A 21,328-nucleotide genomic window follows, 5' to 3' on the forward strand; every position below is an offset into this window, starting at 1 on the left:
CGGCTACCGCTGGGCGCGCAGAAATGGTTGTGCGGCAACGGCATAGAGGCCGAACACCGCGAACGGCGCCAACAGCGGTAACCACCGAAGCTGCCACGGGAACACCGTCGCGACCAACCCCGCGACGGTGAACCCGAGGGCGAGGATCACCGTCGGCGGGGTCACCGAGCCGACGTTCCGCAGCGCGAGGTAGCCCACCGCGGCGAGGCCGGCCACGGCCGCCGACACAGCGGGTGGATCGGCCAGGCCGATCGCGACGACCACCAGCACCACCGCGAGCGTCGCCGCCACCGGCCACCGCAGCCCGAGCAGCACCGCAGCGGCCGCCAGCAGCGCCACGATCGCCGCCGCGCCCGAGGTGCCCACACCGGCGACCGCGGCCATCGCCAGACCGCACAGGCCCGACAGCGCCCGCGACAGGGTCGGGTCGACTCCGGACGACGGCGCCATCACCGCACCGCCGCCGGTCTGCGACGTTGCGTCACCACGCGCATCGCCTGATCCAGTGGCTGCCCGTGCGGCCAGGAGGCGACATCGACGCCGATCGTGGCCATGTCGCGATACATGGCGCTGCGCTGCAGCGCCCAGATCCGGGCCACCAGCGGGTCCAGGTCGTTGCCGAACGGTGAGCCGCCGAGCACGTCGACCGCGAGCACCACGTGCCCCCGTTTGCGCAGATCGGTCAGCGCCAGCGCGAATTCGGTGTCCAGCAGCGTGGAGAACGCGATGACCAGGGCGCCGGCCGGAACCGCGGCCCTCGGTGCCAGCGTTCCGGTGGTCGACTCGACCCCGTCGCCGGCACCGAGGACCGCATCGACGATCCGATAGAACTGGCGCTGCCCGATCTCGGCGCCGACCCACCGCGGATGGCGACCACCCAGAACGACGATCCCGGCCCGATCGCCATTGCGCAACGCGGTCTGCACCACCTGCGCCGCGCCCAGGACCGAGCGCTGCGTTGCCTCGGTCGCCGGGCCGGCGGGCTGGGGGTAGGAGTCGATCAGCACCACCACGTCGGCGCCGCGATCGGTCAGCCGCTGGGTCACATGCAGGCTCCCGCGCCGGGCGCTGACCGGCCAGTTCACCGAACGCAACGGATCGCCGGGAACGTAGGGGCGGATGTCGGCGTACTCCACCCCGCGGCCCGGATGCCGGGTCAGGTGGGTGCCGACCCGATCGAGCAGGTCGCTGTGCGGAATGGGCGTGGACTGCGGCGGCGCCGGCGGGAACACGGTGACCTCAGCGACGTCGACGGTCCCCGTACCGACCAGCAGGCCGCCACGACTCTCGACGCTCACGGTGGCCCGAATCGGATACCGGCCCCAGCGTTCGGCGGTGGCGGTCACGGCCTTTCGGCACCCGGCCCCGGCGGTGGAATCGGTGATGTCGAGTGTGAGCGCCGGATGCGCCGACACCGCCAGACCCACGCGAGTCACTTCGGAATCCGATGCCGCACCGACGGTGAGTTCGACCGACTCGGTCTCGAAGCAGCGCTGCTCCCCCGGCGTCGCCTGCACCCGCACCCCCGCAACGGGTCGCTGACTGTCCAGCGAGCACAACACCGCCAGCAACGGTGCGGCAAAGGCGATCAGCTGCCAGCGCGAGGTGCCCACCGCCAGCACCAGCGCCACCGAGGCGGCCGTGGCCAGCGCCTTGGCGAATGGTGATGCCCGCCAGTGCAGGTCGACGTCCACCGGGTCGCCAGTCACGTCGGCGTCGCCTCCGGGGTTCGCGGCACCGGCAGTCGCCGCAGCAGCTCCTCCACCACATCGGCGCCCTGGACGCGCCGCACCCACATCTCCGGCCGCAACGTGATCCGGTGTGCGATCGCGGATGTGGCCAGGGCTTTGACGTCTTCGGGGATCACGTAGTCGCGGCCCAGCAGCAGGGCGCGGGCCCGAGCGAGCTGGACCAAGTCGAGCTCTGAGCGCGGGCTGGCCCCCACCGCCACCTGCGGATGGCGCCGGGTCCCGGTGGCCAGCGACACCACGTAGCGCAGCACGTCGTCGTGCACGCTGACCTGTTCCACCGCTTCGCGCATCGCCACCAGATCGTCGGCGCCGACCACCTTGCGCACCGTCGGCAGCGCGGCGCCGCGGTCCAGTCGGCGACGCAACATGGCAGCCTCCCCCTGCTCCGACAGATAACCGAGGCGCAGCCTGATCGCGAACCGATCCAGTTGTGCCTCCGGCAGCGGGTAGGTGCCCTCGTACTCGATCGGGTTGTCGGTGGCCAGCACGATGAACGGCGACGGCAACTGATGGGTGTTGCCGTCGATGCTGACCTGGCCTTCGGCCATCGCCTCCAGCAGGGCCGCCTGGGTCTTGGGCGGTGTCCGGTTGATCTCGTCGGCCAGCAGCAGGTTGGTGAAGATCGGTCCGCGCCGGAATTCGAAACGGCCCGAGGACATGTCGTAGATGGTGGTGCCGAGCAGATCGGCGGGCAGCAGGTCCGGGGTGAACTGCACCCGGATGAAGTCCAGCCCGAGCGCGGCCGCGAACGACCGTGCTATCAGGGTCTTGCCCAGGCCCGGCAGGTCCTCGATGAGCACATGCCCGCCGGCGAGCACCGTGGTCAGAATCAGGGTGAGCGCGGGCCGCTTGCCCACCACGGCCCGTTCGATCTCGTCGAGCACCGCGGCACAGCGCTGTGCGGTGGTGGCGGCGGTGCCGGACAGTCCGGTGCTCATCGCTGCTCCAGGCGGCACAGGATCTCTTCCAGCACAGCGCGTCCGGGGCCTGCTCCGGCGTCTCCGGTGGGCGCGACATTGCCGGGATCGACCCATGGCCACAACTCGTCACCGAACAACAGCGCACCGGTGGCGGCGAACGCCGCGGGATCCTTCGCCCTGCCCTGCCCGGTGGAGACCTCGAACCGCCGAGCCAGGATCGGCCGCCAGCGGCGATCCCAATCGGCCCTGGTCGATTCCGACCAGCGAATCCTGGCTTCGGTGCCCGAGCGCCACTGACGCAGGGCCTCACCGGGCTCATCAGTGGCCGGTGGGTCGCCCGGCGGCTCGGCGCCGGCCGTGGTGAGCAGGCGGCGGATCCCGAAGACCGGCAGCGCCACCGCGAGGCCCGTCGCGACCAGCAGCAGCTGATGCTGGCGGCTTATCACTACCACCAGATCAGCGGCAGCCATCAGAAGGACCCCTTGCAGCGCAAGCATTTTCATCGCGGGCTCCGCAATTCGTCAAGAACTCGCCGCAACGCGTCGATCGCAGCGGCGCGATCGTGCTCGGTCATCAGGTGGACGCTGAAACGTGCCTCGGCGAACAACTCCACCAGCCGGGTCGCGTGGTCCGCGGGCAGCGCATGGTGTTCGACGGCTCGCGCCAGCACTTCGGTGGGAGTGTCGAAGGCGCGGGGCGCGATGTCGGGAACGGCGCCGAGGTGGCGTTCCATCACCGCGTAGCAGGCGATGATCGCCGCCCGGGGCTCACGACTGCGATCAGCGATCCGGGCCAGGCCCAACTCCGCTGCCCGCACCAAGTGTTCCCCGGCGCTCGATTCGCCGTCACCGGCCGGAGCCGTCACCACGAGGGTCTGCGGCGAGGTGGGTTGCGGACGCCGAATGCGTGCGGCGAGCACGGCGGTGGCCACCAGAGCCGCAAGCAGGGTGACCGCGGCGAGCAGGTAGGCGGATGTGCCGCCGGCCGGCCCGCCGGGCGCCCCCCGCGGGGCCGGTGTTCCCGAGGCGTCCGTCGGCGGGTCACCCATCCCGGGAAGCTCGGTCGGGAGCCCGATGCGCAGCCCCCCACCGACCTTCGCCAGCAGCAGGATCGTCAGCAGCCACAACGTCAGCGCCGCGGCGACTATCAGCATCGCGCGCCAGACCGGTCCTCGCGCGGCGGAGGCGGTCAGTGACAACTGACCGGTGCTGCCGGGCCGCGTCCGCTGATGGCGGGCCCGGTGCACGAGAGCGACCGCGATGATGGCCACCGAGACCACGAGCAGCGCCGCCAGCACTATCGGTTCCACGACGCCTGCGGTACGCGTGCGCTGCGGCTCGGACGCGACACCGGGAAGGTATCCGCGCGTGGTGGCGCCGGCCGCGAGCAGCAACACCCCCAGGGCGATCACCCGCACGGTCGTCCTGTCGCTACCGGCCCTCACCGGAACACCAGTTGTCTGGGTTTCCCGCCGTTGCCGCGGCATTCCCCATCCTGGCACGTCAGGTCAGAAAGCGGCCAGGATCGCGCGGACAGCCCGCGGCGCTGCGGCGGAGCCGCTCACCCGGTTTTCTCGTCGTGCCCGCCGAACTGCTTGCGCATGGCCGACAGCACCTTGGCGCCGAACTCGAACAGCTGGCGCGAGGCGAATCGCGCATACAGCGCGGTGGTGAGCACCGGGGCGGGGACTCCCTCGTCGATGGCGGCGATAACCGTCCACCGGCCCTCGCCGGAATCGGAGACCCGACCGGCGAATTCCTCCAACTGCGGCGACTTCTGCAGCGCACCGGCGGTCAGATCCAGCAGCCAGGAACCGATCACGCTGCCCCGCCGCCAGACCTCGGTGACCTGTGCGATGTCGATGTCGTACTGATAGAACTCGGGATTGCTCAACGGCGCAGTCTCGGCATCACCCTGCTGCTCCTGCTTGCCGATGTTGGCGTGGTGCAGGATATTGAGCCCCTCGGCGATCGAGGCCATCATCCCGTACTCGATACCGTTGTGCACCATCTTCACGAAGTGTCCGGCTCCCGAGGGACCGCAGTACAGATATCCGTTCTCGGCCTGCGAGATCTCCCCCTCACGCCCCGGGGTGCGCGGGGCCGCGTCCACGCCCGGGGCGACGGTCGCGAAGATCGGCTCGACATGGTCGAATGCGGCGCGATCCCCGCCGACCATGAGGCAATAGCCCCGTTCGCGCCCCCACACCCCACCGCTGGTGCCGCAGTCGAGTAGGTGAATACCCTTGTCGGCCAGTATTTTTGCGTGCGCGATGTCGTCGCGATAGTAGGAGTTGCCGCCGTCGATCACGATGTCGCCGGCCGCCAGTGTGCCGGCGAGTTCTTCGATGACACCGGTGGTGATGGTGCCGGCGGGCACCATCACCCACACCACCCGAGGAGCGGACAGTGCCTGCGCGAGCTCGGCCAACGACGACACCCCGGTGGTGCGGTCCTCGGTGGTCAACGCGCTGACCGCGTCGGGGTTGTGGTCGTAGACGACGCATTCGTGGCCGCCGTCGACCAGCCGCCGGACGAGATTGGAGCCCATCCGGCCCAGACCGATCATCCCCAGTTGCATGGTGCGCTGCCCCTAACCGTGAGCGGCTGTCCTCGGCTCGAAGCTAGCGCACCAGCCTGGGCAGAAGCTGACCGGCGATCCCGCCGGGTGCGCTCAGCCCACCTGGGCGATCCCCGGCGGGAAGTAGGGGCCGATACCACCGGTGTAGATGCCGGGCTGCCAGCCCCGCGCGCCCAGGCACAGCAGCGGCAGACCGTCGGGCGACTGCGCGGCCGACTGCGGGTTCGGGCACGGCGAGCCGATCTCCTGCACCCCGTAGAGCGGGTAGGAGATCTGCCAGAATCCGGTGTCCTTGGGCGGCCACTGGTTGGCGATGAAGTGGCATGCCAGCGCCTGGCCGTTGGGGCCGTGACCGTAGATGAAGCGTTCCCAGCTGAAGCAGGCGTCGCCCTGGCGCTGGCCATCCACCATGCCCGGAACGTCGCCCGGGTAGGCGCCGGCATCCGGTGCGGCGCTGATAGCGACTGCACCGGCGGCTCCCGCGATGAAAGCTGCTGCAGCTAGTTCACGAATCATTCTTCGCCCTCAGTCTGTCGATCCAGGCCACCCAACGGCGACGCGTCAGAGCCTAACGGGTGGTAGTCGTACGCCAGCGCGAATCGGTCGAAACCCGGCGCGCGCGGGCCGCTAGAGTGCCGCGGGTGACCGGAACGCAGTGGCAGCTCGACGCATCCCACGGCCAGCTGCTGGTCCGCACCGATGTGGCCGGGCGGGCGGCAAAGATGGGCCATCGGCTCACCATCGTGATGGAGCGATGGAACGCAACCGTGTCGTGGTCCGGCGACCGGCCCACCGACGTGGAGCTGGCGGTCGAGGTGGATTCGCTGCAGGTGCTGCAGGGCGAGGGCGGCATGACGTCGCTGACCCCGCCCGAGAAGACGCTGATCCGCAGCAATGCGCTCAAATGCCTCGACAGCAAGAAACACCGGCTGATCCGGTTCGCCTCCAGCGATGTCGAGGTGACCGACGACGGCTACCGGCTCAGCGGCGAGCTGGAGATCCACGGCCGTCGCAAGCCGCACGTGGTCGAGGTTGCGGTGACCGAGGGCCCGCCCGGGTCCTGGCAGGTGAGCGGCGCCAGCCGGGTGCTGCACAGCGACTTCGGTGTGCGCCGCTATTCGATGCTCATGGGCGCCATGCAGGTCGCCGACGAGGTGACGGTGTCGTTCTCGGGGACCATCGAGGCCGACGGGGCCTGAGTCAGCGGTCCGCGGACTACGGCAGCTCTGGGACCGCCGGCGGTGCATCCCACACCGAATCGAGGCCGGCAGGTTCCTCACCCGGGGCCTCGATCGGGGGCGCGGGCTCAGCGGGCGGCGGCGGCAGAACCGGGGCGGCCGGCGAGGGTGGCGCGGCGGGCACCGCGACACGCGCCACCGTTGCGTGCTGCGGTGGTGGCGCATCCGGCTCCACCTCCTCCCTGCTCGGGCCGAACTGCAGGCTCAGCGCCGCTGCCACCGAGGCCACCAACGTCACGGCACCCAGCGCCAGCATCAGCACGGCTCCGGCGTAGGAGCGTGACCGCCCGCGGCGGCCACCGAGCTCACCGATCTCCGCGGCGGCGGGCGCCTGCACCAGCGCCGAGGTCAATTCGGCGTCCGGGGCCAAGACCTGGGCCGCCCCGCGCGCCAGCGCCTGTAGCGCCCCGCCCTGGACGAACACCGGAATGCTCAGCGTGGACTCCACCCGGCGCCCGAGCCGATCCATGCCGCGCACCGATCCGGCGACGACGAGCACGTCCGGGCGCGCTTCGCCGGTTGCCACGGTGTCGCCCAACCAGCCGGTCACCGCGTCGACGTCACTGATCTGGGTGGCGCTGACCAATGGTGCAGTGGAATCGGGCTGGTCGGCCAGGATCACAGTGGCCACGTCGGCTTCGACGATGCAGACCGCGGCTCGGGCTCCTGGCGTCCCGATTCCGGCGGCCAGCGACAGGGCGGCCTGGCTGTAGCGCACCGGAACCACGTGGTCGAAGCCGGCGTCGGCCAGCGCCTCGAGCAGCAGTGCGGCACCGACGGCCGCTTCATCGCTCCAGGTCACGGCCACGCCGTGCAGCCGCTCGCCGCGCGCCGCCACCATGGTGCGTACCCGGTCGGCCACCGCTGACGCCTGCGCCGCCAGGTCCACCGCGTCAGTTCCGGCGTCTCCGGCATCGACACCGACCTCGTCGCCTATGACCGTCGGGCAGCCCGAGCCCCCCACGTCGGCCATGACCCAGCCGATTGTCGACGGCGTGATCGCCAGCCCTAATACGGTGTCCAAATTCGCGTGCCCCAATCGTCCCAATCTGCGATCACCGCGTCTGTCCAGGGCCTTCGCCGGCCCGTGAAGGGGGCGGCGGGGCACCGCAACGGACCGAGGACAGCTCAAGGACTGTGTGGTCTTGTCGGCTTACCGGTGGCGAGCCTACGCGTGTCATTGCGCTTGTCCTAACCGGGTCCCGGGCGAAAATCGGGTATGCTATATGCGAGTCGGATCCCGAGGCGGCCGCTTTATGGCAAACTGCGGCCGTTGCTGCATGTAAGGGCCGATGCCGAAAGTGGTGGCGCACGTGGCGTCGCGGTCGAGAGATTGAACGATCCACAGCGAGACGACAAGGGGCAGGAATGACAGACGTGAGCAAGGGATTGCGCTGGGCACGCCGACTTTTGGTCGGCGCGGTAGCTGCCGCAGCGCTGCCGGGCCTGATCGGCCTGACAGGTGGCGAGGCGACCGCATCGGCGTTCTCCCGGCCGGGTCTGCCGGTCGAGTACCTGCAGGTGCCTTCGGCGGGTATGGGCCGCGACATCAAGGTGCAGTTCCAGTCCGGCGGCTCCGGCAGCCCGGGCCTGTACCTGCTCGACGGCATGCGCGCCCAGGACGACTACAACGGCTGGGACATCAACACCCCGGCGTTCGAGTGGTACCTGGACTCGGGCATCTCGGTGATCATGCCGGTCGGCGGCCAGTCCAGCTTCTACAGCGACTGGTACAAGCCGGCCTGCGGCAAGGCGGGCTGCTCCACCTACAAGTGGGAGACCTTCCTCACCAGCGAACTGCCGGCCTACCTGGCCTCCGAATACGGCGTGAGCCAGAGCCGCAACGCCGCGGTCGGCCTGTCGATGGCCGGTGCGTCGGCGATGACGCTGGCGATCTACCACCCCAACCAGTTCACCTACGCCGGTTCGCTGTCGGGCTACATCAACCCTTCGGACGGCAAGAGCTGGATCGGCCTGGCCATGGGCGACGCGGGCGGCTACAAGAAGGAAGACATGTGGGGCCCGGACGACGACCCGGCCTGGCTGCGCAACGACCCGACGGTCAACGTCGACAAGCTGGTGGCCAACAACACCCGCCTGTGGGTCTACTGCGGTAACGGTCGTCCGAACGAGTTGGGCGGCGACAACCTGCCCGCCACGTTCCTGGAGGGCAACTTCATGATCGGCCAGAACAAGAGGTTCCAGGAGCTGTACCTCGCGGCCGGTGGCAACAATGCGGTCTTCAACTTCCCGGACTACGGCACCCACAGCTGGGAGTACTGGGGTCAGCAGCTGCAGGCCATGAAGCCCGACCTGCAGAGCCACCTCGGCGCCGGCTAAGCCTGCACCGGACGCTTACCACTGGGCCCCACCCGATCCCGGGTGGGGCCCAGTGCTTTGTCTGAAGAGGGGTTACCGTGGCGTCGCCGACGTGATTGGATGGCGACCATGCAGGGTTCGGCGACAGTTCACATGGCGGCCCCGGCCGAACGGATCTGGGATCTGGTCGCTGATGTTCGCAACATCGGACAGTTCTCGCCGGAGACCTTTGAGGCCGAATGGCTAGACGGCGCCGACGGTCCGGCGGTGGGCGCACGCTTCCGCGGGCATGTGCGGCGCAACGGGATCGGGCCGGTGTATTGGACCACGTGCCGAGTCACCGAGTGCGAGCCGAACCGGGTTTTCGGCTTCGCGGTGCTCGCCGGTGATCGTGCGGTGAACCGGTGGCGCTACGAGCTCACCCCCACTGCCGACGGCACCGATGTCACCGAGTCGTTCCGGTTGGCCGATTCGTTCCTCACCACCGTGTACTACTGGGTCTTCGGTGGTTTTTTGCGGCAGCGCAACAACATTCACGATATGCGGCGCACCCTGGAGCGCATCCGCGACGTCGCCGAACAGCCCTAGCCGATCAGTCCAGGGCCTCCGGATCGGCCAGCGGCAGCACGAGGAACGACGGCGTGGGGCCGCCCTGGTGCAGGTGATACAGGCCGCCGGCCAGTGCGCGCCGAGTGGGCACGTTGGGGACCAGGTGCGGAAAGTCGTAGGTGGTCAAGGTCAGTCGCAGTTGATGCCCCGGGGCGATGAGCGCCGCGGTCGGGAAGACCTCGATGTCGTAACGGGTCAGCTGCCCCGGTTCGACCGGCCGCGCAGCCGCGCGGGTGCTGATGTGATGCGGGCGCAGCACGGTACCGTCCGGCAGATACCAGGTGCGCTCCGGATCCAATTCCCGGTGTGAGCCGAGCAGCGCTCCCATGGTCAGCGGGCGGCAGACCCCTTCGGGTGCCACGTCGTCGAGGTGGGCCACCCACAACGTCTCGGTGGTGTCAGCGGTCGCCTGCACCGTCAGAGTGATCGGCCCGGCCAGCAGGGTGGGCGAGTCGAACGGTTCGGTGGTGTAGGTCAGCGCTCCCCGGTGCAGCCGGCTGTTGTCCTGGTCGTGACGGGTGCGGCCACCGGCGGACGAAGTCACGTAGCTGTTGAGCCCCAGGGACCACTGTTCGAAACTGCGCCCCGATGCCGGGCCCCGCGAGCGGTACGGCAACGCGGCCAGGCTCTGTTCCTCCTGGGCGTCGACGGTCAACCGACCGGCGTGCGACAGGTAGAACCGGGTGGGTGCGGCCTCGGGGATCGGATACTCCCGGGTGTGGTACCACCGGCGGTCGCCGAGCGCCTGGAAGGTGAACGTGGATCCTGAGATTGCTGCGGACTCATCGTCTTTGAGCCAGTGATCGAACCAGCGCAGTTGCAGGTCCTGCATGCGCAGACCGTCGAAGTCCGACACGTGGTACCAGGGCCCCATCATCAGCCTGATCCGGTCTACCGCCGACTGGCCGGGCTCCATCGGAGCGCTCGCCGGCCGGCCGACGGACGCATTCTGCAGCGCGGCATAGTTCAGCGGCGCGCCACGCTGAAAGGCGTCGTGCCAGCCGCCGACCAGGAACACCGCGACGTTGTTGGCCGCGATGGCGGGCAACAGGGGGTCGACCCGCATGCGGTCCCACACCGGGCCGTCGTAGGCGGCCTCACCGCCCGCGCGCACCTCGGAGATCAGCGGCCAGAAGTACTTGCGCTGATCCCTGCCGCGCTGGCGGACCGCCGCGAGCCCGCCCGCCCGGGGACGGGGGTGGGTGCCGCGGGCAAGGAATTCCAAGGTCGGGTTGACAACGTTGAGCAGCGCGTACACCGCCCCGTAGCCGCGCACGGCATGCATGTGGGTGGCCCCGCCCATGGTGGCGACGTCCCGGTAGAAGTCGTTGGCGGCCATCACCGGGAAGATCGCCTTGAGCGGGGAGTCCGGGCCGACCGCTGCGGCGGTGAACAACTGGTTGATCGCCAGATAGGAGATGCCGAACATGCCGACCCGGCCATTGGAGTTGGGCAGCTTGGACGCCCAGGTGACCACCTCGGCTCCGTCTCGGGCCTGGTCGGGCCCGAACATTTCGAACGATCCACCCGAGGCCCCGGTGCCGCGGACGTCGACCATCACCTCGATGTAGCCCCGCCGGATCAGACGCGGGGTCGGACCACCGCCGATCTGCGCGGCCGGGGGCGGCGCCAGTTTGCCGTAGGGGGTCAGTGACAGCAGTACCGGGAACGGCCCGGGGGCCGGCTGCCCAGTCTCGGGCACGGTCGGGAAATGCACATCGGCCCGCAGCACCACGCCGTCGCTCATCTCCACGGCGAGGTTGCGCCGCACCCCCACGCCGTACTCCGCGAGACGCGGGGTCCACTCCGGATACAGCGGCGAGGAACTCTGCTTGCGGGGCCTGGTGGCGATCCGCCGGCGGGCCGCGATGCCCACGGTTCCCGCCGCGGCGACAGTGGCCAGCGCCCAACCGGCTCGGCGTGACCGTAGCGTGGCGCTCAAGCGCGGCTGGGGAGGGTCAGCGAGCAGGCCTGGCCGATATCCAGGGTGCGCAGCAACCTGCCCATGCCCAGCCATAACGCGCAGGACAGCGCCAGATCCGCGAGTAGCTCGTCGCTGAAGTGCTCGCTGCAGCGCGCCCAGAAGTCCTCGTCGTCGCGCAGTCCGGTGTGGTCGGTGGCGAACCGGTGGGCGAACTCCGCGGCGATCCGCTCCTGGTCGCTGTAGCCCTCCCAGGTGCGCCACTGGCAGGCATGCTCGTAGAGATCCTCGCTGACCCCGGCTGCCGGGCCGTCGGCGTCACGGGTATTGGCACAGACCGTGCACTCGTTGTCCAAGGCGATCACCATCCGGGCCAGCTCCCGGGTGCGCATCGGCAGCCGACCGCGGGTGTAGACGGCGGTGCTGAATCCGCCTATCCCGGCGGCCAGTTCGGGCGAGGTGACCATCCAGCCCATGACGTCGTCTGCGGGGAAGTTCCCGATTCGGCTCATGGTTGCCGATACTAGCGCCGCCGTTCTGCCCAGCGGGTCTTTGCTGTCAACTGTGAGCGGTGCTGGCGAACTCCGCCGACTCCCCCGCGTCGTCGGGATCGATCAGAGCCCGACGCGCGATCCGCTCCAGCGCGGCACTGACCTCCGCACGGTCCGGGCGGCCCTCGAACCCGGGCGAGCGGGCCAGCTTGTCGACCACCCAGTCCTGCACCAACGAGGACACGAACCCGACCTGACGAAGACCGGCACGGGTGAGCCCGAGGTGATCGCCGTCGCGCAGCACGAAGCCCTGAGCCACCAGCCGATCGACGGTGGGCTCCAGAATCTCGTAGGGCACCCGCAGCCGTTTGCCGATGTCGCTGAGCCGGGCGGTCCGAAACACCTGGGTATACCGATAGATTCGCAGCACCGTCCAGAGCCCGGCGACGTCGAGCTGGCAGTCCGGCCGCATAGCGATGGAGCGCAGCCGCATCCCCGGTTCGTGGCGCAGCAGGCGCCCGATCGCGTTCTCCAGCAGGTCGTCCGACGAGGCGTTGGTGGGCATGCCGAACCCGTCGCCCAGATCGACCGGGCTGTCGCGCAGCTCCTTGAGGGGGACCTCGCGCAGGAACAGGGCCAGCACGAATCCGAGCAACGCGACCGGCGCAGCGCACAAGAACACCTGGCCGAGTGAGTCGGCGTAGGCGGCCACGATCGGCTCCGCCTGCTGCGGCGACAGGCGGCGCACCGCCTCGGGTGAGTCGGCCGCCCCGGCGGCCAATCCGGCGCTGCTCAGCGCCGGACCCAACCGGTGGCTCAGGAAGTTCGCGAACAGCGACCCGAACACCGCGGCGCCGAACGAGCTGCCGATGGTCCGGAAGAAGGTGACCCCGGACGTGGCGACGCCCAGATCGGCGAAACTCGAGGTGTTCTGCACGACCAGTACCAGGACCTGCATCGACAACCCGATACCGGCGCCCAGAATGGCCAGGTAGACCGACTGCAGCCACGCCGGGGTGGTGGCGTCCATCTGCGACATCAGCGCGAACGCGACCGTCATCAGGGCGGTGCCGGTCACCGGAAAGATCTTGTAGCGGCCGGTCCGGCCCACCAGGGCGCCGCTGCCGGTGGAGGTCAGCAGCATGCCCACCACCATCGGCAGGGTGCGCAGGCCCGAGGTGATGGCCGAAACTCCGTCGACGTACTGCATGAAGGTGGGCAGGAAGGTGAGTGCGCCCAGCATCGCGAAGCCGACGACGAATGCCAGCACACAGCACACCGAGAACACCGGGTCGGCTAACAGCCGGGTCGGCAGGATAGGCGCCGCGGCACGGCTTTCCACCCGGACGAACAGGGCCAGGGCCACCACCGACCCCACGAACAGCCCGATGATCTCGGGTGAACCCCAGGCGTAGCGGCTGCCGCCCCAGCTGGTGGCCAGCGTCAATCCGGTGGCGCCCAATCCGATCAGCACGATCCCGGCGTAGTCGATGGCGGGCCGGGCGCGGCCGGCCAGCGCCGGGATCGCGACACCGGCCACGACCAACACGACGACGGAGATCGGCAGGTTGATCCAGAACGCCCATCGCCAGGTGAGGTAGTCGGTGACGTAGCCGCCCAGCAGTGGGCCGATCACGGTGGTGACCCCGAAGACCGCGCCCAGCATGCCCTGATAGCGGCCCCGCTCGCGCAACGGAATGACTTCGCCGATCAGCGCCGCGGCGGTGACGGTGACGGCTCCCCCACCGATGCCCTGCAGCGCCCGGGCGCTGACCAGCATCCCCATCGAGGCCGCCAATCCGCACAGCACCGATCCGGCGACGAAGCACAGCACGGCGGCCTGAAACACCCGCTTGCGGCCGAACAGATCCCCGAGCTTGCCGGCCAGGATGGTCGCGATCGTCGAGGTCAGCAGGTAGCTGGTGACCACCCACGACTGATGTCCGGCGTTGCCCAGGTCCGAGACGATCGTGGGCAGGGCGGTCGCCACGATGGTCTGGTCGAGCGCGGCCATCAACATGCCGAACACGATCGCGGCGAAGATCAGGTTGCGGCGATGCGGACTGACCGGCGCGGGCCGCACCTCGTCGGCGACTGGCGTGGTCATACTCGCCTTCCGATCGGCGATGGACCCTAGGTCAACGGCGGCAGCCCAGCCGCGCCGATCACGACGGCGGGCGGGAGACGCACTGCGCCGAGTACAGCGCCTCGCCGAGCTTGTCCATCAGTTCCAGCTGGGTTTCCAGGTGGTCGATGTGGGATTCCTCGTCGACCAGGATGGTCTCGAGGAGCTTGGCGGTGGTGCTGTCCTGCTTCTCGCGGCACATCACGATGCTCGGTCGCAGCCGGTTGAGCACGTCGATCTCCAGCGCGAGGTCACTCTCGAACTGTTCGCGCAGGGTCTGTCCGATGCGCAGCGACCCGATGCGCTGATAGTTCGGCAGGCCGCCGAGCACCAGGATCCGGTCGGTGACCGACTCGGCGTGGCGCATCTCCTCCATCGACTCTTCGCGAGTGTGGGCGGCCAGTTCGGTGAACCCCCAGTTCTCCTGCATCTTGGCGTGCAGAAAGTACTGATTGATCGCGGTGAGCTCGCTGGTCAGCTGCTCGTTGAGCAGTTTGAGAACCTCGGGGTCGCCTTGCATGATCTCTCCTCTGATGTGAAGAACCTCGCATGCCGGCCGCGACGGAAGGGCCTTTGAATCATCCTTGAATCATCGCCGTGCGCGCCCGAATTCAATCTAGTGCAGGTCACCGCCCACAGTGGGGGGTTTACCCGTGTCTCGGCGCGTCGAATCGCCGCACCGCCCCGCGGGTCATCCGGCGAATTCCGATCGTCCTGATGCTGCCGGACCCATGGAAGGTGCGCTTTACTTAGGTTAGACTCTACTAACATGAGACTCGCTTCGCCCGGCAATCGTGTCGGCAATTCGGGCAGCGGCATCTCGCCAGGCGACAATCCGCATTCGCTGGTGCTGGCGCTGGACTACCGGGTGAATGACCTGGATCGGACCTGGTCGCTGATCCAGCAGGACCACTCCCCGCTGGTCGATCTGGGCGCCCGCCATGCGGTGCTCTACACCTCGCCGTTCGAACCGGATCGCGTGCTGGTCACGATCGGCCTGCGGCACCGGGTCTCGGTCAAGGAGTTGTTGCGCTCCCCCGCGGTATTCGAATGGTTCGACCGCTGCGGGGTCAACGATCTGCCCGCGATCTTCGCCGGCGAGGTCGCCGAGAAGATCAATCTGGCCCAGTCCGACGACGAGCATGACGGCTCGGAGGTGGTCGTGGGCGCGGTCGCCACCGTTGCTGACCTCGCCGACCTGATGGCCAAGGTGCACGCCGGGTTGGACCGGTTCGCCGGCGCGGGAGTGCGCAAAGTATGGGTTTATCAAGCAGTCGACGACGGGCACGAGGTGATGACGCTGCTGGAAATCGACAGTGCGGCAAGCGCACAGCGATGGATCGACCACCCGGACGCCGCTGCGGAGTGGATGTCCGGCATCGGAATCGGTGGTTATCCCCGGCCGTTCGTCGGGAAGTTCGCCACCACTGTTGATCTGATGTCGCCCGTGGGCGACGGTCGGTAGGGGAATCGCATGTACGTATGCCTGTGTGTCGGAGCCACCAACCAGATGGTGTCCGATGCCGTCGCCGCCGGGGCCTCGACGTCGAAAGAGGTTGCCGCGATCTGCGGTGCGGGGGGCGACTGCGGCCGATGCCGCTGCACCGTCCGAGGCATCATCGAGGCCACACTGGCCGCCACCCCCACCGCTGCCGACGATGGAGAGCTGCGGCGCCTCGCGCTGGACATCAGCACCGTCGGATCACACTGATTCGCCGCCTCGCCGGCCGGTGAATTCGGCCAGCGCGTCGGCGTTGGCCTGACCGCCCAAGAGCTCGGCGAAGAACGCGTTCTCCCGCTCGACCGCCGCCAGGGTCTGCTCCCGAGTGGGCTCGACCATGGCGCTCTTGACCGCCATCAGGCTCGGAATAGGCCGGGACGCGAGGACTTCCGCGTGCCGGCGGGCCTCACCCAGCAATTCCTCCGGCTCGCAGACCGCGAAGACCAGGCCCATCCGCAACGCCTCTTCGGCGGTGATCCACTCCGAAGACATCAGCAGCCAGGCCGCGTTCTGCCGGCCCATCAACCGGGGAAGCAGGTAGGACGAGGCCGCCTCCGGGGCCACCCCCAGGCTGGTGAACGGGCACTTCAGCCGGGCGGTCGACGACATGAACGCCAGGTCGGCGAAGCCCAGAATCGTCGTTCCGATCCCCAGGCCGAGCCCGTTGACCGCGCAGATCAGCGGCTTCGGAAAGCGGCCCAGCGCGCTGACGAGACCGCGGAAACCGTGCTTACCGGCCACGAAATCCGGGTTGGTCACCATCTCCTGCATCTCGGCCAGGTCGGTGCCGGCGCTGAACGCCCGCCCCGCCCCGGTGATCAGGACCACCGCGACCTCGGGGTCGTCGGCCGCGGCGAGCAATGCCTCGGCGGTGGCGTCGTAGAGCGCCTCGTTGAACGCGTTGAGCGCCTCGGGGCGATTCAGCGTCAGCGTCCGAATACGGTTCTCGTCTTCGATCGTCAGGATCACCCGTGCAGCCTAAACGTCGGCCACGACCTCGACGCCGGTCAGACCAGCTCGACCTCATGACCCGCCGCGACGACCTGGCCGACGATGTCCGCCAGCCGCCGATAGGACTCCCCCCGGCCGCTGGAGGTGCGAAACACCAGTCCGATTCGACGGCCGGGCTCGGGCGGCGCGAAGTGGGCCAATGCCAGGCCATTGCGCTCGGCCTCGACCGCCACCGCGGTCTGGGGGATCAGCGTCACGCCCAGCCCCCCGTTGACGCACTGGACCGCGGTGGCCAGCGATGCGGCGCGGGTGGTGGCCAACTCGGCCCGCACGCCCGCGTTGCGGCAGATCTCCAGCGTCTGGTCCCGCAGACAGTGGCCCTCATCGAGCAGCAGTAGCGGTAGGTCCGCCAGCGCGGTCGGGGGCACGCGGCGCTTGCCGGCCAGCGCATGGCCGGGCGGCAGAGCCAACACGAAATCTTCGTCGTAGATCGGTATCTCGGTCAGGCCGGGCACCTCGGTGGGCAGGGCCATCACGGCCGCGTCCACCGCACCCTCACGCAGGCCGGTGAGCAGCCGTTCGGTCTGGTCCTCGATCACCCGAAGGTGCAGATCCGGCAGTTGCTCGGCCAACCCGGCCAGCACGGCGGGCAGCACATACGGTGCCACCGTGGGGATCAGGCCGAGCCGCATGGCACCCTGCAGTGGGTCGGCCACCCCGGCGGCGGCCGCCGCGAACTGCGCCGCCGCATCCAGTACGGCGTGGGCGTAGGGCAGTAACTGCTGCCCCTCGGCGGTCAGGAAGACCCGCCGGGTGGAGCGTTCGATGAGCTGGACGCCCAAGCCGGCCTCCAACGACGACAAGGCCTGCGACAGCGTCGACTGACTCAGGCCCAGCCCCGCCGCCGCCAGGCTGAAGTGGTGCTTCTCTGCCACGGCGGTGAATGCCCGCAGACCGGCCAGTGTCGGCTGATAGCTTGCATCGGTCATGCCGATAATTATAGCGCCTGGCATCATCTTTTATTTTTAATTAGGATGGGGCACGATGGTGCATACGGGCGTCGAACGCGCCCCGAATGCAGAAACCTCACCTACCAAGGAGTGTCATGACACTGTTGACTATCGGCGAGCAGTTCCCGTCCTACGAGCTCACCGCGTTGATCCCGGGCGACCTGTCGAAGGTCGACGCGAGCGGACCCGACGACTTCTTCACCACGATCAGCAACAAAGACCACGCCGACAAGTGGCGCGTGGTGTTCTTCTGGCCCAAGGACTTCACCTTCATCTGCCCGACCGAGATCGCCGCGTTCGGCAAGCTGAACGACGAGTTCGCCGACCGCGACGCCCAGGTTCTCGGCGTCTCGACCGACAACGAGTTCGTGCACTACAACTGGCGCGCCCAGCACGAGGACCTCAAGACCCTGCCGTTCCCGATGCTGTCGGACCTCAAGCGCGAACTGGTGACGGCCACCGGTGTGCTCAACTCCGACGGCGTCGCCGACCGGGCCACCTTCATCATCGACCCCAACAACGAGATTCAGTTCGTCTCGGTGACGGCGGGCTCGGTGGGCCGCAACGTCGACGAGGTGCTGCGGGTGCTCGACGCGCTGCAGTCCGACGAGCTGTGCGCCTGCAACTGGAAGAAGGGCGAGGCGACCCTGAACGTCGGCGAGCTGCTCAAAGAGTCTCTCTGAATCGCAGCCGCATGAATCGCGCTCGCGGCGATGCCGAGCGCCAGGATGAGGAGGAACAGCGCCGATGAGTATTGAAAACCTCAAGAACGCGATCCCGGAGTACGCCAAGGACCTCAAGCTCAACCTGGGCTCGATCGCCCGCACCACGGTCCTGAACGACGAGCAGCTCTGGGGCAGCCTGCTGGCCAGTGCCGCGGCCACTCGCAACGCCACGGTGTTGGCCGAGATCGGCTCCGAGGCCGCCGACAACCTGTCGGCGGAGGCCTACCAGGCCGCCCTGGGCGCCGCGTCGATCATGGGTATGAACAACGTGTTCTACCGTGGCCGGCACTTCCTGGACGGCAGCTACGACGACCTGCGGCCCGGCTTGCGGATGAACATCATCGGCAACCCGGGGGTCGACAAGGCGAACTTCGAGCTGTGGAGCTTCGCGGTCTCGGCCATCAACGGCTGCCAGGCCTGCGTCGCCTCCCACGAGAAGGTTGTCCGGGAGGCCGGCGTCAGCCGCGAGGCGGTGCTGGAAGCCCTCAAGGTCGCCTCGATTGTGGCCGGGGTGGCGCAGGCGGTCTTCGCCGCCGGCGCCGACCCCACCGCTTCCTAGGCGGTCCAGATCCTGTCGGCGCGCGCCGGGTTCGATTCGGCGCGCGCCGACAGTGTTCGGTGTGGTGTTTCAGGCTCGGTGACGCTCATTCCCGGGCGATCCACGCCAATCGCTCCAGGGTCACCGGATCCTCCCGGCCGTCGTAGTAGCGGTCGAGCACTGCACGAAACTCAGGACAGCAACACCGACCGGTGTGCCCACCGCCCTCACAGGCCCGCCCGAACAACGTCATCGAGGAACGCAGCTTGATGTCGTCGGGCCAGCCCAGGATCTCCTCGATGGACCGCTCGCGCACCGCGTTGATCAGGCCCACACACTCCTGCAGTCGCGGCCCCAGCACGGCGTGAGCCAGATAGGCGCGTGCCTCTGCGGGCGACGCGATGCCGTAACGCTGGGCCATGGCGCTGGCTCCCAACCCCGAGAGCTGGGGAAAGACGAACCACATCCAATGGCTGCGCTTACGTCCGGCACGCAGTTCGGCGACCACGGTGTCATACACCCCGGCCTGCGCATCGACGAAACGCTGTAGCCCGAACGGGTCGGAAGTTCCGGCCATGCCATCAACCGTGGCACAGTTCGACGTGCAGCAGGAAGGAGTCCGCGATGTCGGAGATCAGGCGACGGGTTCCCCGGATCGGTGATCTGGCACCACTGATCGGTGTGCGCAGGCCACGGCTGAACCGCACCGCCCGCCGGCTCGAGGCCGCACTGACCGTCGAAGACCTACGCGCGCTCGCCAAACGACGCACCCCCCGAGCCGCGTTCGACTACACCGATGGCGCCGCCGAGGACGAGATCTCGCTGGAACGGGCCCGACAGGCCTTCCGCGACATCGAGTTTCACCCGGCCATCCTGCGCGACGTCTCCTCGGTGGACACCAGCCGCGAGGTGCTCGGCGCGCCGGTGGCGTTGCCGTTCGCGATCGCACCGACCGGATTCACCCGCCTGATGCACACCGCCGGAGAGCTGGCCGGCGCCCGCGCCGCCGAGGCCGCCGGCATCCCGTTCTCGCTGTCGACCCTGGGCACCGCCTCGATCGAGGACGTCGCCGCGGCCGCCCCCGGAGCCCGCCGCTGGTTTCAGCTGTACATGTGGCATGACCGCGACCGATCGATGGCCCTGATGCGCCGCGCCGCCGACGCCGGCTACGACACCCTGCTGGCCACCGTCGACTGTCCGGTCGCCGGCGCGCGGCGACGCGACACCCGCAACGGCATGTCGATTCCACCGGCGCTGACGCTGCGCACCATCGCGGACGCTGCGATGCATCCGGGCTGGTGGTTCGACCTGCTCACCACCGAACCGCTGTCCTTTGCGTCGTTGGACCGATGGTCGGGCACCGTCGCGGAGTACATGGACACCATGTTCGACCCGACCCTGACCTTCGACGACCTGGTGTGGGTCAAATCCCAATGGCCGGGTCGTTTCGTCGTCAAAGGTATTCAGACCGTCGCCGACGCCCGCGCCGTGGTCGACCGCGGTGTGGACGGCATCGTGTTGTCCAACCACGGCGGCCGCCAGCTGGATCGAGCGCCGGTACCGTTCCGGCTGCTGCCCGAAGTGGCGCGCGAGGTCGGAGCCGACACCGAGATCCTGCTGGACACCGGGATCATGTCCGGCGCCGACATCGTCGCGGCGATCGCACTGGGCGCGCGCTGCACCCTGGTCGGCCGGGCCTACCTGTACGGCCTGATGGCCGGCGGGCAGGCCGGCGTACACCGCGTGATCGACATCCTCGCCGAACAGATCCGGCGCACCATGCGCCTGCTCGGGGTCAGCGAGCTGGCCGAATTGACGCCGCAGCACGTCACCCAGCTATAACGCCTGGTGCCGCGCCCGTCGCGGCCGCGGCTGACGGCACCGGGTTTTCGGTACGGCCCCTTCGGGTATATGCGCTGGTGTGACTGCCAACAAGGAACTAGTGCGCCGGCTACTCCGGCGTGCTGGTACCACCTACGCACAGGAGGCCGGCATACGGCTGCGTAACCAACCCATGCCGCTGTTCCAACTGCTGATGCTGTGCATGCTGGCCAGCAAGCCCATCGACGCCGGCATCGCAGCGCGGGCGGCCCGCGAACTGTTCAAATGCGGGTTGCGCACGCCGCACAAAATCCTCGAAGCCGAGCGACAGACGCTGATCGATGCGATGGGCCGGGCCCACTACCGCCGCTACGACGAGAGCTCAGCCACCATGCTGGTCGAATTGGCCGAGGCCGTGCAGAAGGACTACGGCGGAGATCTTCGGCTGCTGGCCGAACGGTGCGGGCGCGATATCCCGGCGGCGGCCGAAGCGTTGCAGGCCTTCAAGGGAATCGGCGAGGTCGGCGCGAGCATCTTTCTCCGCGAGGTCCAAAACGTCTGGCCCTGGGCCCGTTCCACGTTCGATGACCGCGCGCTGGACGCCGCGCGCAACCTCGGGTTGCCCAGCGACGCAGACACACTGGGGGCACTCTCGCAGGGACGCACTGCCGAACTGGCCGCTGCGCTGGTGCGCTACGCCCTCGACGCCGGTGTCCGCGAGCGTCTGTGCGAATGACCCTCAGCGCACCCGGCTAACTGTGATGTCCAGGGACGTTGTAACGGATTGAGTTGATTTTGGCCTGTCGTTGAGACAGGTGAAGGCCTCCG

The 21,328-nt window shown here is 68.7% G+C and carries 24 protein-coding genes; 9 read left to right on the plus strand and 15 right to left on the minus strand.

Features of this window, described 5'->3' with window-relative positions; translation table 11 throughout:
- Positions 1-3: 3 nt before the first annotated feature.
- From AWC18_RS03860 to AWC18_RS03890, 7 genes are all read right to left on the minus strand, one after another.
- Positions 4-450 (minus strand): hypothetical protein, encoded by a 447-nt coding sequence (locus tag AWC18_RS03860; protein WP_085137739.1) that lies wholly within the window; start codon positions 448-450, stop codon positions 4-6.
- Positions 450-1,709, minus strand: a complete 1,260-nt coding sequence (locus AWC18_RS03865; RefSeq protein WP_234806415.1) for a DUF58 domain-containing protein — start codon at positions 1,707-1,709, stop codon at positions 450-452. Before AWC18_RS03865 ends, AWC18_RS03860 begins: the two co-directional genes overlap by 1 nt.
- Entirely contained in the window at positions 1,706-2,689 is a 984-nt protein-coding gene (locus AWC18_RS03870) for an AAA family ATPase (RefSeq protein WP_420093302.1), read from the minus strand. The genes AWC18_RS03865 and AWC18_RS03870 overlap by 4 nt, the downstream gene beginning before the upstream one ends.
- Positions 2,686-3,174 carry a hypothetical protein gene (locus AWC18_RS03875; protein WP_085137741.1) on the minus strand — a complete coding sequence of 163 codons (489 nt, stop codon included), beginning with the start codon at positions 3,172-3,174 and terminating at the stop codon, positions 2,686-2,688. Before AWC18_RS03875 ends, AWC18_RS03870 begins: the two co-directional genes overlap by 4 nt.
- A complete protein-coding gene (locus tag AWC18_RS03880; RefSeq protein ID WP_234806416.1) occupies positions 3,171-4,115 on the minus strand; it encodes a DUF4129 domain-containing protein in 945 nt (314 codons plus the stop codon). Before AWC18_RS03880 ends, AWC18_RS03875 begins: the two co-directional genes overlap by 4 nt.
- A 116-nt stretch (positions 4,116-4,231) precedes the next feature.
- Positions 4,232-5,251, minus strand: a complete 1,020-nt coding sequence (gnd, locus tag AWC18_RS03885; RefSeq protein ID WP_085137745.1) for a phosphogluconate dehydrogenase (NAD(+)-dependent, decarboxylating) — start codon at positions 5,249-5,251, stop codon at positions 4,232-4,234.
- Between the two features lie 93 nt (positions 5,252-5,344).
- Positions 5,345-5,767, minus strand: a complete 423-nt coding sequence (locus AWC18_RS03890; protein WP_064996684.1) for a hypothetical protein — start codon at positions 5,765-5,767, stop codon at positions 5,345-5,347.
- 125 nt (positions 5,768-5,892) lie between these two features.
- Here AWC18_RS03890 and AWC18_RS03895 point away from each other — a divergent pair, with 125 nt between their 5' ends.
- Positions 5,893-6,450 carry a YceI family protein gene (locus AWC18_RS03895; protein ID WP_085137785.1) on the plus strand — a complete coding sequence of 186 codons (558 nt, stop codon included), beginning with the start codon at positions 5,893-5,895 and terminating at the stop codon, positions 6,448-6,450.
- Between the two features lie 16 nt (positions 6,451-6,466).
- Here the strand turns inward: AWC18_RS03895 and AWC18_RS03900 are convergent, their stop codons facing one another.
- Positions 6,467-7,597 carry a DUF7159 family protein gene (locus tag AWC18_RS03900; protein WP_474627492.1) on the minus strand — a complete coding sequence of 377 codons (1,131 nt, stop codon included), beginning with the start codon at positions 7,595-7,597 and terminating at the stop codon, positions 6,467-6,469.
- A gap of 260 nt (positions 7,598-7,857) precedes the next feature.
- Here AWC18_RS03900 and AWC18_RS03905 point away from each other — a divergent pair, with 260 nt between their 5' ends.
- Together AWC18_RS03905 and AWC18_RS03910 are read left to right on the plus strand one after the other, a co-directional pair.
- Positions 7,858-8,829 (plus strand): esterase family protein, encoded by a 972-nt coding sequence (locus AWC18_RS03905; RefSeq protein WP_085137749.1) that lies wholly within the window; start codon positions 7,858-7,860, stop codon positions 8,827-8,829.
- Positions 8,830-8,928: 99 nt separating this feature from the next.
- The gene (locus tag AWC18_RS03910) at positions 8,929-9,396 is read left to right on the plus strand and encodes an SRPBCC family protein (protein WP_085137751.1); all 468 of its coding nucleotides are present in this window, start codon (positions 8,929-8,931) and stop codon (positions 9,394-9,396) included.
- Between the two features lie 4 nt (positions 9,397-9,400).
- Here the strand turns inward: AWC18_RS03910 and AWC18_RS03915 are convergent, their stop codons facing one another.
- The 4 genes from AWC18_RS03915 to bfr all read right to left on the minus strand — a co-directional run bounded on the left by AWC18_RS03915 (position 9,401) and on the right by bfr (position 14,474).
- On the minus strand, positions 9,401-11,194 hold the full coding sequence (locus AWC18_RS03915; protein ID WP_085137787.1) for a CocE/NonD family hydrolase: 1,794 nt from the start codon (positions 11,192-11,194) through the stop codon (positions 9,401-9,403).
- A gap of 161 nt (positions 11,195-11,355) precedes the next feature.
- On the minus strand, positions 11,356-11,850 hold the full coding sequence (locus AWC18_RS03920) for a carboxymuconolactone decarboxylase family protein (protein WP_064996688.1): 495 nt from the start codon (positions 11,848-11,850) through the stop codon (positions 11,356-11,358).
- Positions 11,851-11,896: 46 nt separating this feature from the next.
- Positions 11,897-13,936 carry an MDR family MFS transporter gene (locus AWC18_RS03925; protein WP_085137753.1) on the minus strand — a complete coding sequence of 680 codons (2,040 nt, stop codon included), beginning with the start codon at positions 13,934-13,936 and terminating at the stop codon, positions 11,897-11,899.
- A 58-nt stretch (positions 13,937-13,994) separates the two neighbouring features.
- Complete coding sequence (bfr, locus tag AWC18_RS03930) at positions 13,995-14,474, minus strand: bacterioferritin (RefSeq protein ID WP_085137755.1); 480 nt, start codon at positions 14,472-14,474, stop codon at positions 13,995-13,997.
- 249 nt (positions 14,475-14,723) lie between these two features.
- Here bfr and AWC18_RS03935 point away from each other — a divergent pair, with 249 nt between their 5' ends.
- Together AWC18_RS03935 and AWC18_RS03940 are read left to right on the plus strand one after the other, a co-directional pair.
- On the plus strand, positions 14,724-15,419 hold the full coding sequence (locus tag AWC18_RS03935; RefSeq protein ID WP_109559981.1) for a fatty-acid--CoA ligase: 696 nt from the start codon (positions 14,724-14,726) through the stop codon (positions 15,417-15,419).
- Between the two features lie 9 nt (positions 15,420-15,428).
- On the plus strand, positions 15,429-15,665 hold the full coding sequence (locus AWC18_RS03940; RefSeq protein WP_085137757.1) for a (2Fe-2S)-binding protein: 237 nt from the start codon (positions 15,429-15,431) through the stop codon (positions 15,663-15,665).
- On the opposite strand, the gene AWC18_RS03945 is transcribed toward AWC18_RS03940, so the two are convergent.
- A complete protein-coding gene (locus AWC18_RS03945) occupies positions 15,657-16,424 on the minus strand; it encodes an enoyl-CoA hydratase/isomerase family protein (RefSeq protein ID WP_085137760.1) in 768 nt (255 codons plus the stop codon). The genes AWC18_RS03940 and AWC18_RS03945 overlap by 9 nt on opposite strands.
- 38 nt (positions 16,425-16,462) lie before the next feature.
- The gene (locus AWC18_RS03950) at positions 16,463-17,395 is read right to left on the minus strand and encodes a hydrogen peroxide-inducible genes activator (protein ID WP_085137762.1); all 933 of its coding nucleotides are present in this window, start codon (positions 17,393-17,395) and stop codon (positions 16,463-16,465) included.
- A 116-nt stretch (positions 17,396-17,511) separates the two neighbouring features.
- Here AWC18_RS03950 and AWC18_RS03955 point away from each other — a divergent pair, with 116 nt between their 5' ends.
- Together AWC18_RS03955 and ahpD are read left to right on the plus strand one after the other, a co-directional pair.
- Complete coding sequence (locus tag AWC18_RS03955; RefSeq protein ID WP_085137764.1) at positions 17,512-18,099, plus strand: peroxiredoxin; 588 nt, start codon at positions 17,512-17,514, stop codon at positions 18,097-18,099.
- A 64-nt stretch (positions 18,100-18,163) separates the two neighbouring features.
- On the plus strand, positions 18,164-18,700 hold the full coding sequence (gene ahpD / locus AWC18_RS03960) for an alkylhydroperoxidase, AhpD family (RefSeq protein WP_085137766.1): 537 nt from the start codon (positions 18,164-18,166) through the stop codon (positions 18,698-18,700).
- Between the two features lie 85 nt (positions 18,701-18,785).
- On the opposite strand, the gene AWC18_RS03965 is transcribed toward ahpD, so the two are convergent.
- Positions 18,786-19,256, minus strand: a complete 471-nt coding sequence (locus AWC18_RS03965) for a DUF1810 domain-containing protein (RefSeq protein WP_085137768.1) — start codon at positions 19,254-19,256, stop codon at positions 18,786-18,788.
- Between the two features lie 47 nt (positions 19,257-19,303).
- On the opposite strand from AWC18_RS03965, the gene AWC18_RS03970 reads away from it, so the two are divergent.
- Entirely contained in the window at positions 19,304-20,521 is a 1,218-nt protein-coding gene (locus AWC18_RS03970) for an alpha-hydroxy acid oxidase (RefSeq protein WP_085137770.1), read from the plus strand.
- Between the two features lie 79 nt (positions 20,522-20,600).
- Positions 20,601-21,236, plus strand: a complete 636-nt coding sequence (locus AWC18_RS03975; RefSeq protein WP_085137773.1) for an HhH-GDP family DNA glycosylase — start codon at positions 20,601-20,603, stop codon at positions 21,234-21,236.
- The last annotated feature ends 92 nt before the right edge of the window (positions 21,237-21,328 follow it).

Source organism: Mycolicibacter nonchromogenicus, assembly GCF_002101775.1.
Taxonomy (GTDB): domain Bacteria; phylum Actinomycetota; class Actinomycetes; order Mycobacteriales; family Mycobacteriaceae; genus Mycobacterium; species Mycobacterium nonchromogenicum.

Excerpts from the sequence above, each read along its gene's own strand:
- AWC18_RS03860 (WP_085137739.1), bottom strand. The coding sequence starts at position 450 with ATGGCGCCGTCGTCCGGAGTCGACCCGACCCTGTCGCGGGCGCTGTCG.
- AWC18_RS03920 (WP_064996688.1), bottom strand. The coding sequence starts at position 11,850 with ATGAGCCGAATCGGGAACTTCCCCGCAGACGACGTCATGGGCTGGATG.
- AWC18_RS03955 (WP_085137764.1), top strand. The coding sequence starts at position 17,512 with ATGACACTGTTGACTATCGGCGAGCAGTTCCCGTCCTACGAGCTCACC.
- AWC18_RS03950 (WP_085137762.1), bottom strand. The coding sequence starts at position 17,395 with ATGACCGATGCAAGCTATCAGCCGACACTGGCCGGTCTGCGGGCATTC.
- ahpD (WP_085137766.1), top strand. The coding sequence starts at position 18,164 with ATGAGTATTGAAAACCTCAAGAACGCGATCCCGGAGTACGCCAAGGAC.
- AWC18_RS03875 (WP_085137741.1), bottom strand. The coding sequence starts at position 3,174 with ATGAAAATGCTTGCGCTGCAAGGGGTCCTTCTGATGGCTGCCGCTGAT.
- AWC18_RS03965 (WP_085137768.1), bottom strand. The coding sequence starts at position 19,256 with ATGGCCGGAACTTCCGACCCGTTCGGGCTACAGCGTTTCGTCGATGCG.
- AWC18_RS03910 (WP_085137751.1), top strand. The coding sequence starts at position 8,929 with ATGGCGACCATGCAGGGTTCGGCGACAGTTCACATGGCGGCCCCGGCC.
- bfr (WP_085137755.1), bottom strand. The coding sequence starts at position 14,474 with ATGCAAGGCGACCCCGAGGTTCTCAAACTGCTCAACGAGCAGCTGACC.
- AWC18_RS03935 (WP_109559981.1), top strand. The coding sequence starts at position 14,724 with ATGAGACTCGCTTCGCCCGGCAATCGTGTCGGCAATTCGGGCAGCGGC.
- AWC18_RS03890 (WP_064996684.1), bottom strand. The coding sequence starts at position 5,767 with ATGATTCGTGAACTAGCTGCAGCAGCTTTCATCGCGGGAGCCGCCGGT.
- AWC18_RS03940 (WP_085137757.1), top strand. The coding sequence starts at position 15,429 with ATGTACGTATGCCTGTGTGTCGGAGCCACCAACCAGATGGTGTCCGAT.
- AWC18_RS03925 (WP_085137753.1), bottom strand. The coding sequence starts at position 13,936 with ATGACCACGCCAGTCGCCGACGAGGTGCGGCCCGCGCCGGTCAGTCCG.
- AWC18_RS03870 (WP_420093302.1), bottom strand. The coding sequence starts at position 2,689 with ATGAGCACCGGACTGTCCGGCACCGCCGCCACCACCGCACAGCGCTGT.
- gnd (WP_085137745.1), bottom strand. The coding sequence starts at position 5,251 with ATGCAACTGGGGATGATCGGTCTGGGCCGGATGGGCTCCAATCTCGTC.
- AWC18_RS03905 (WP_085137749.1), top strand. The coding sequence starts at position 7,858 with ATGACAGACGTGAGCAAGGGATTGCGCTGGGCACGCCGACTTTTGGTC.
- AWC18_RS03970 (WP_085137770.1), top strand. The coding sequence starts at position 19,304 with ATGTCGGAGATCAGGCGACGGGTTCCCCGGATCGGTGATCTGGCACCA.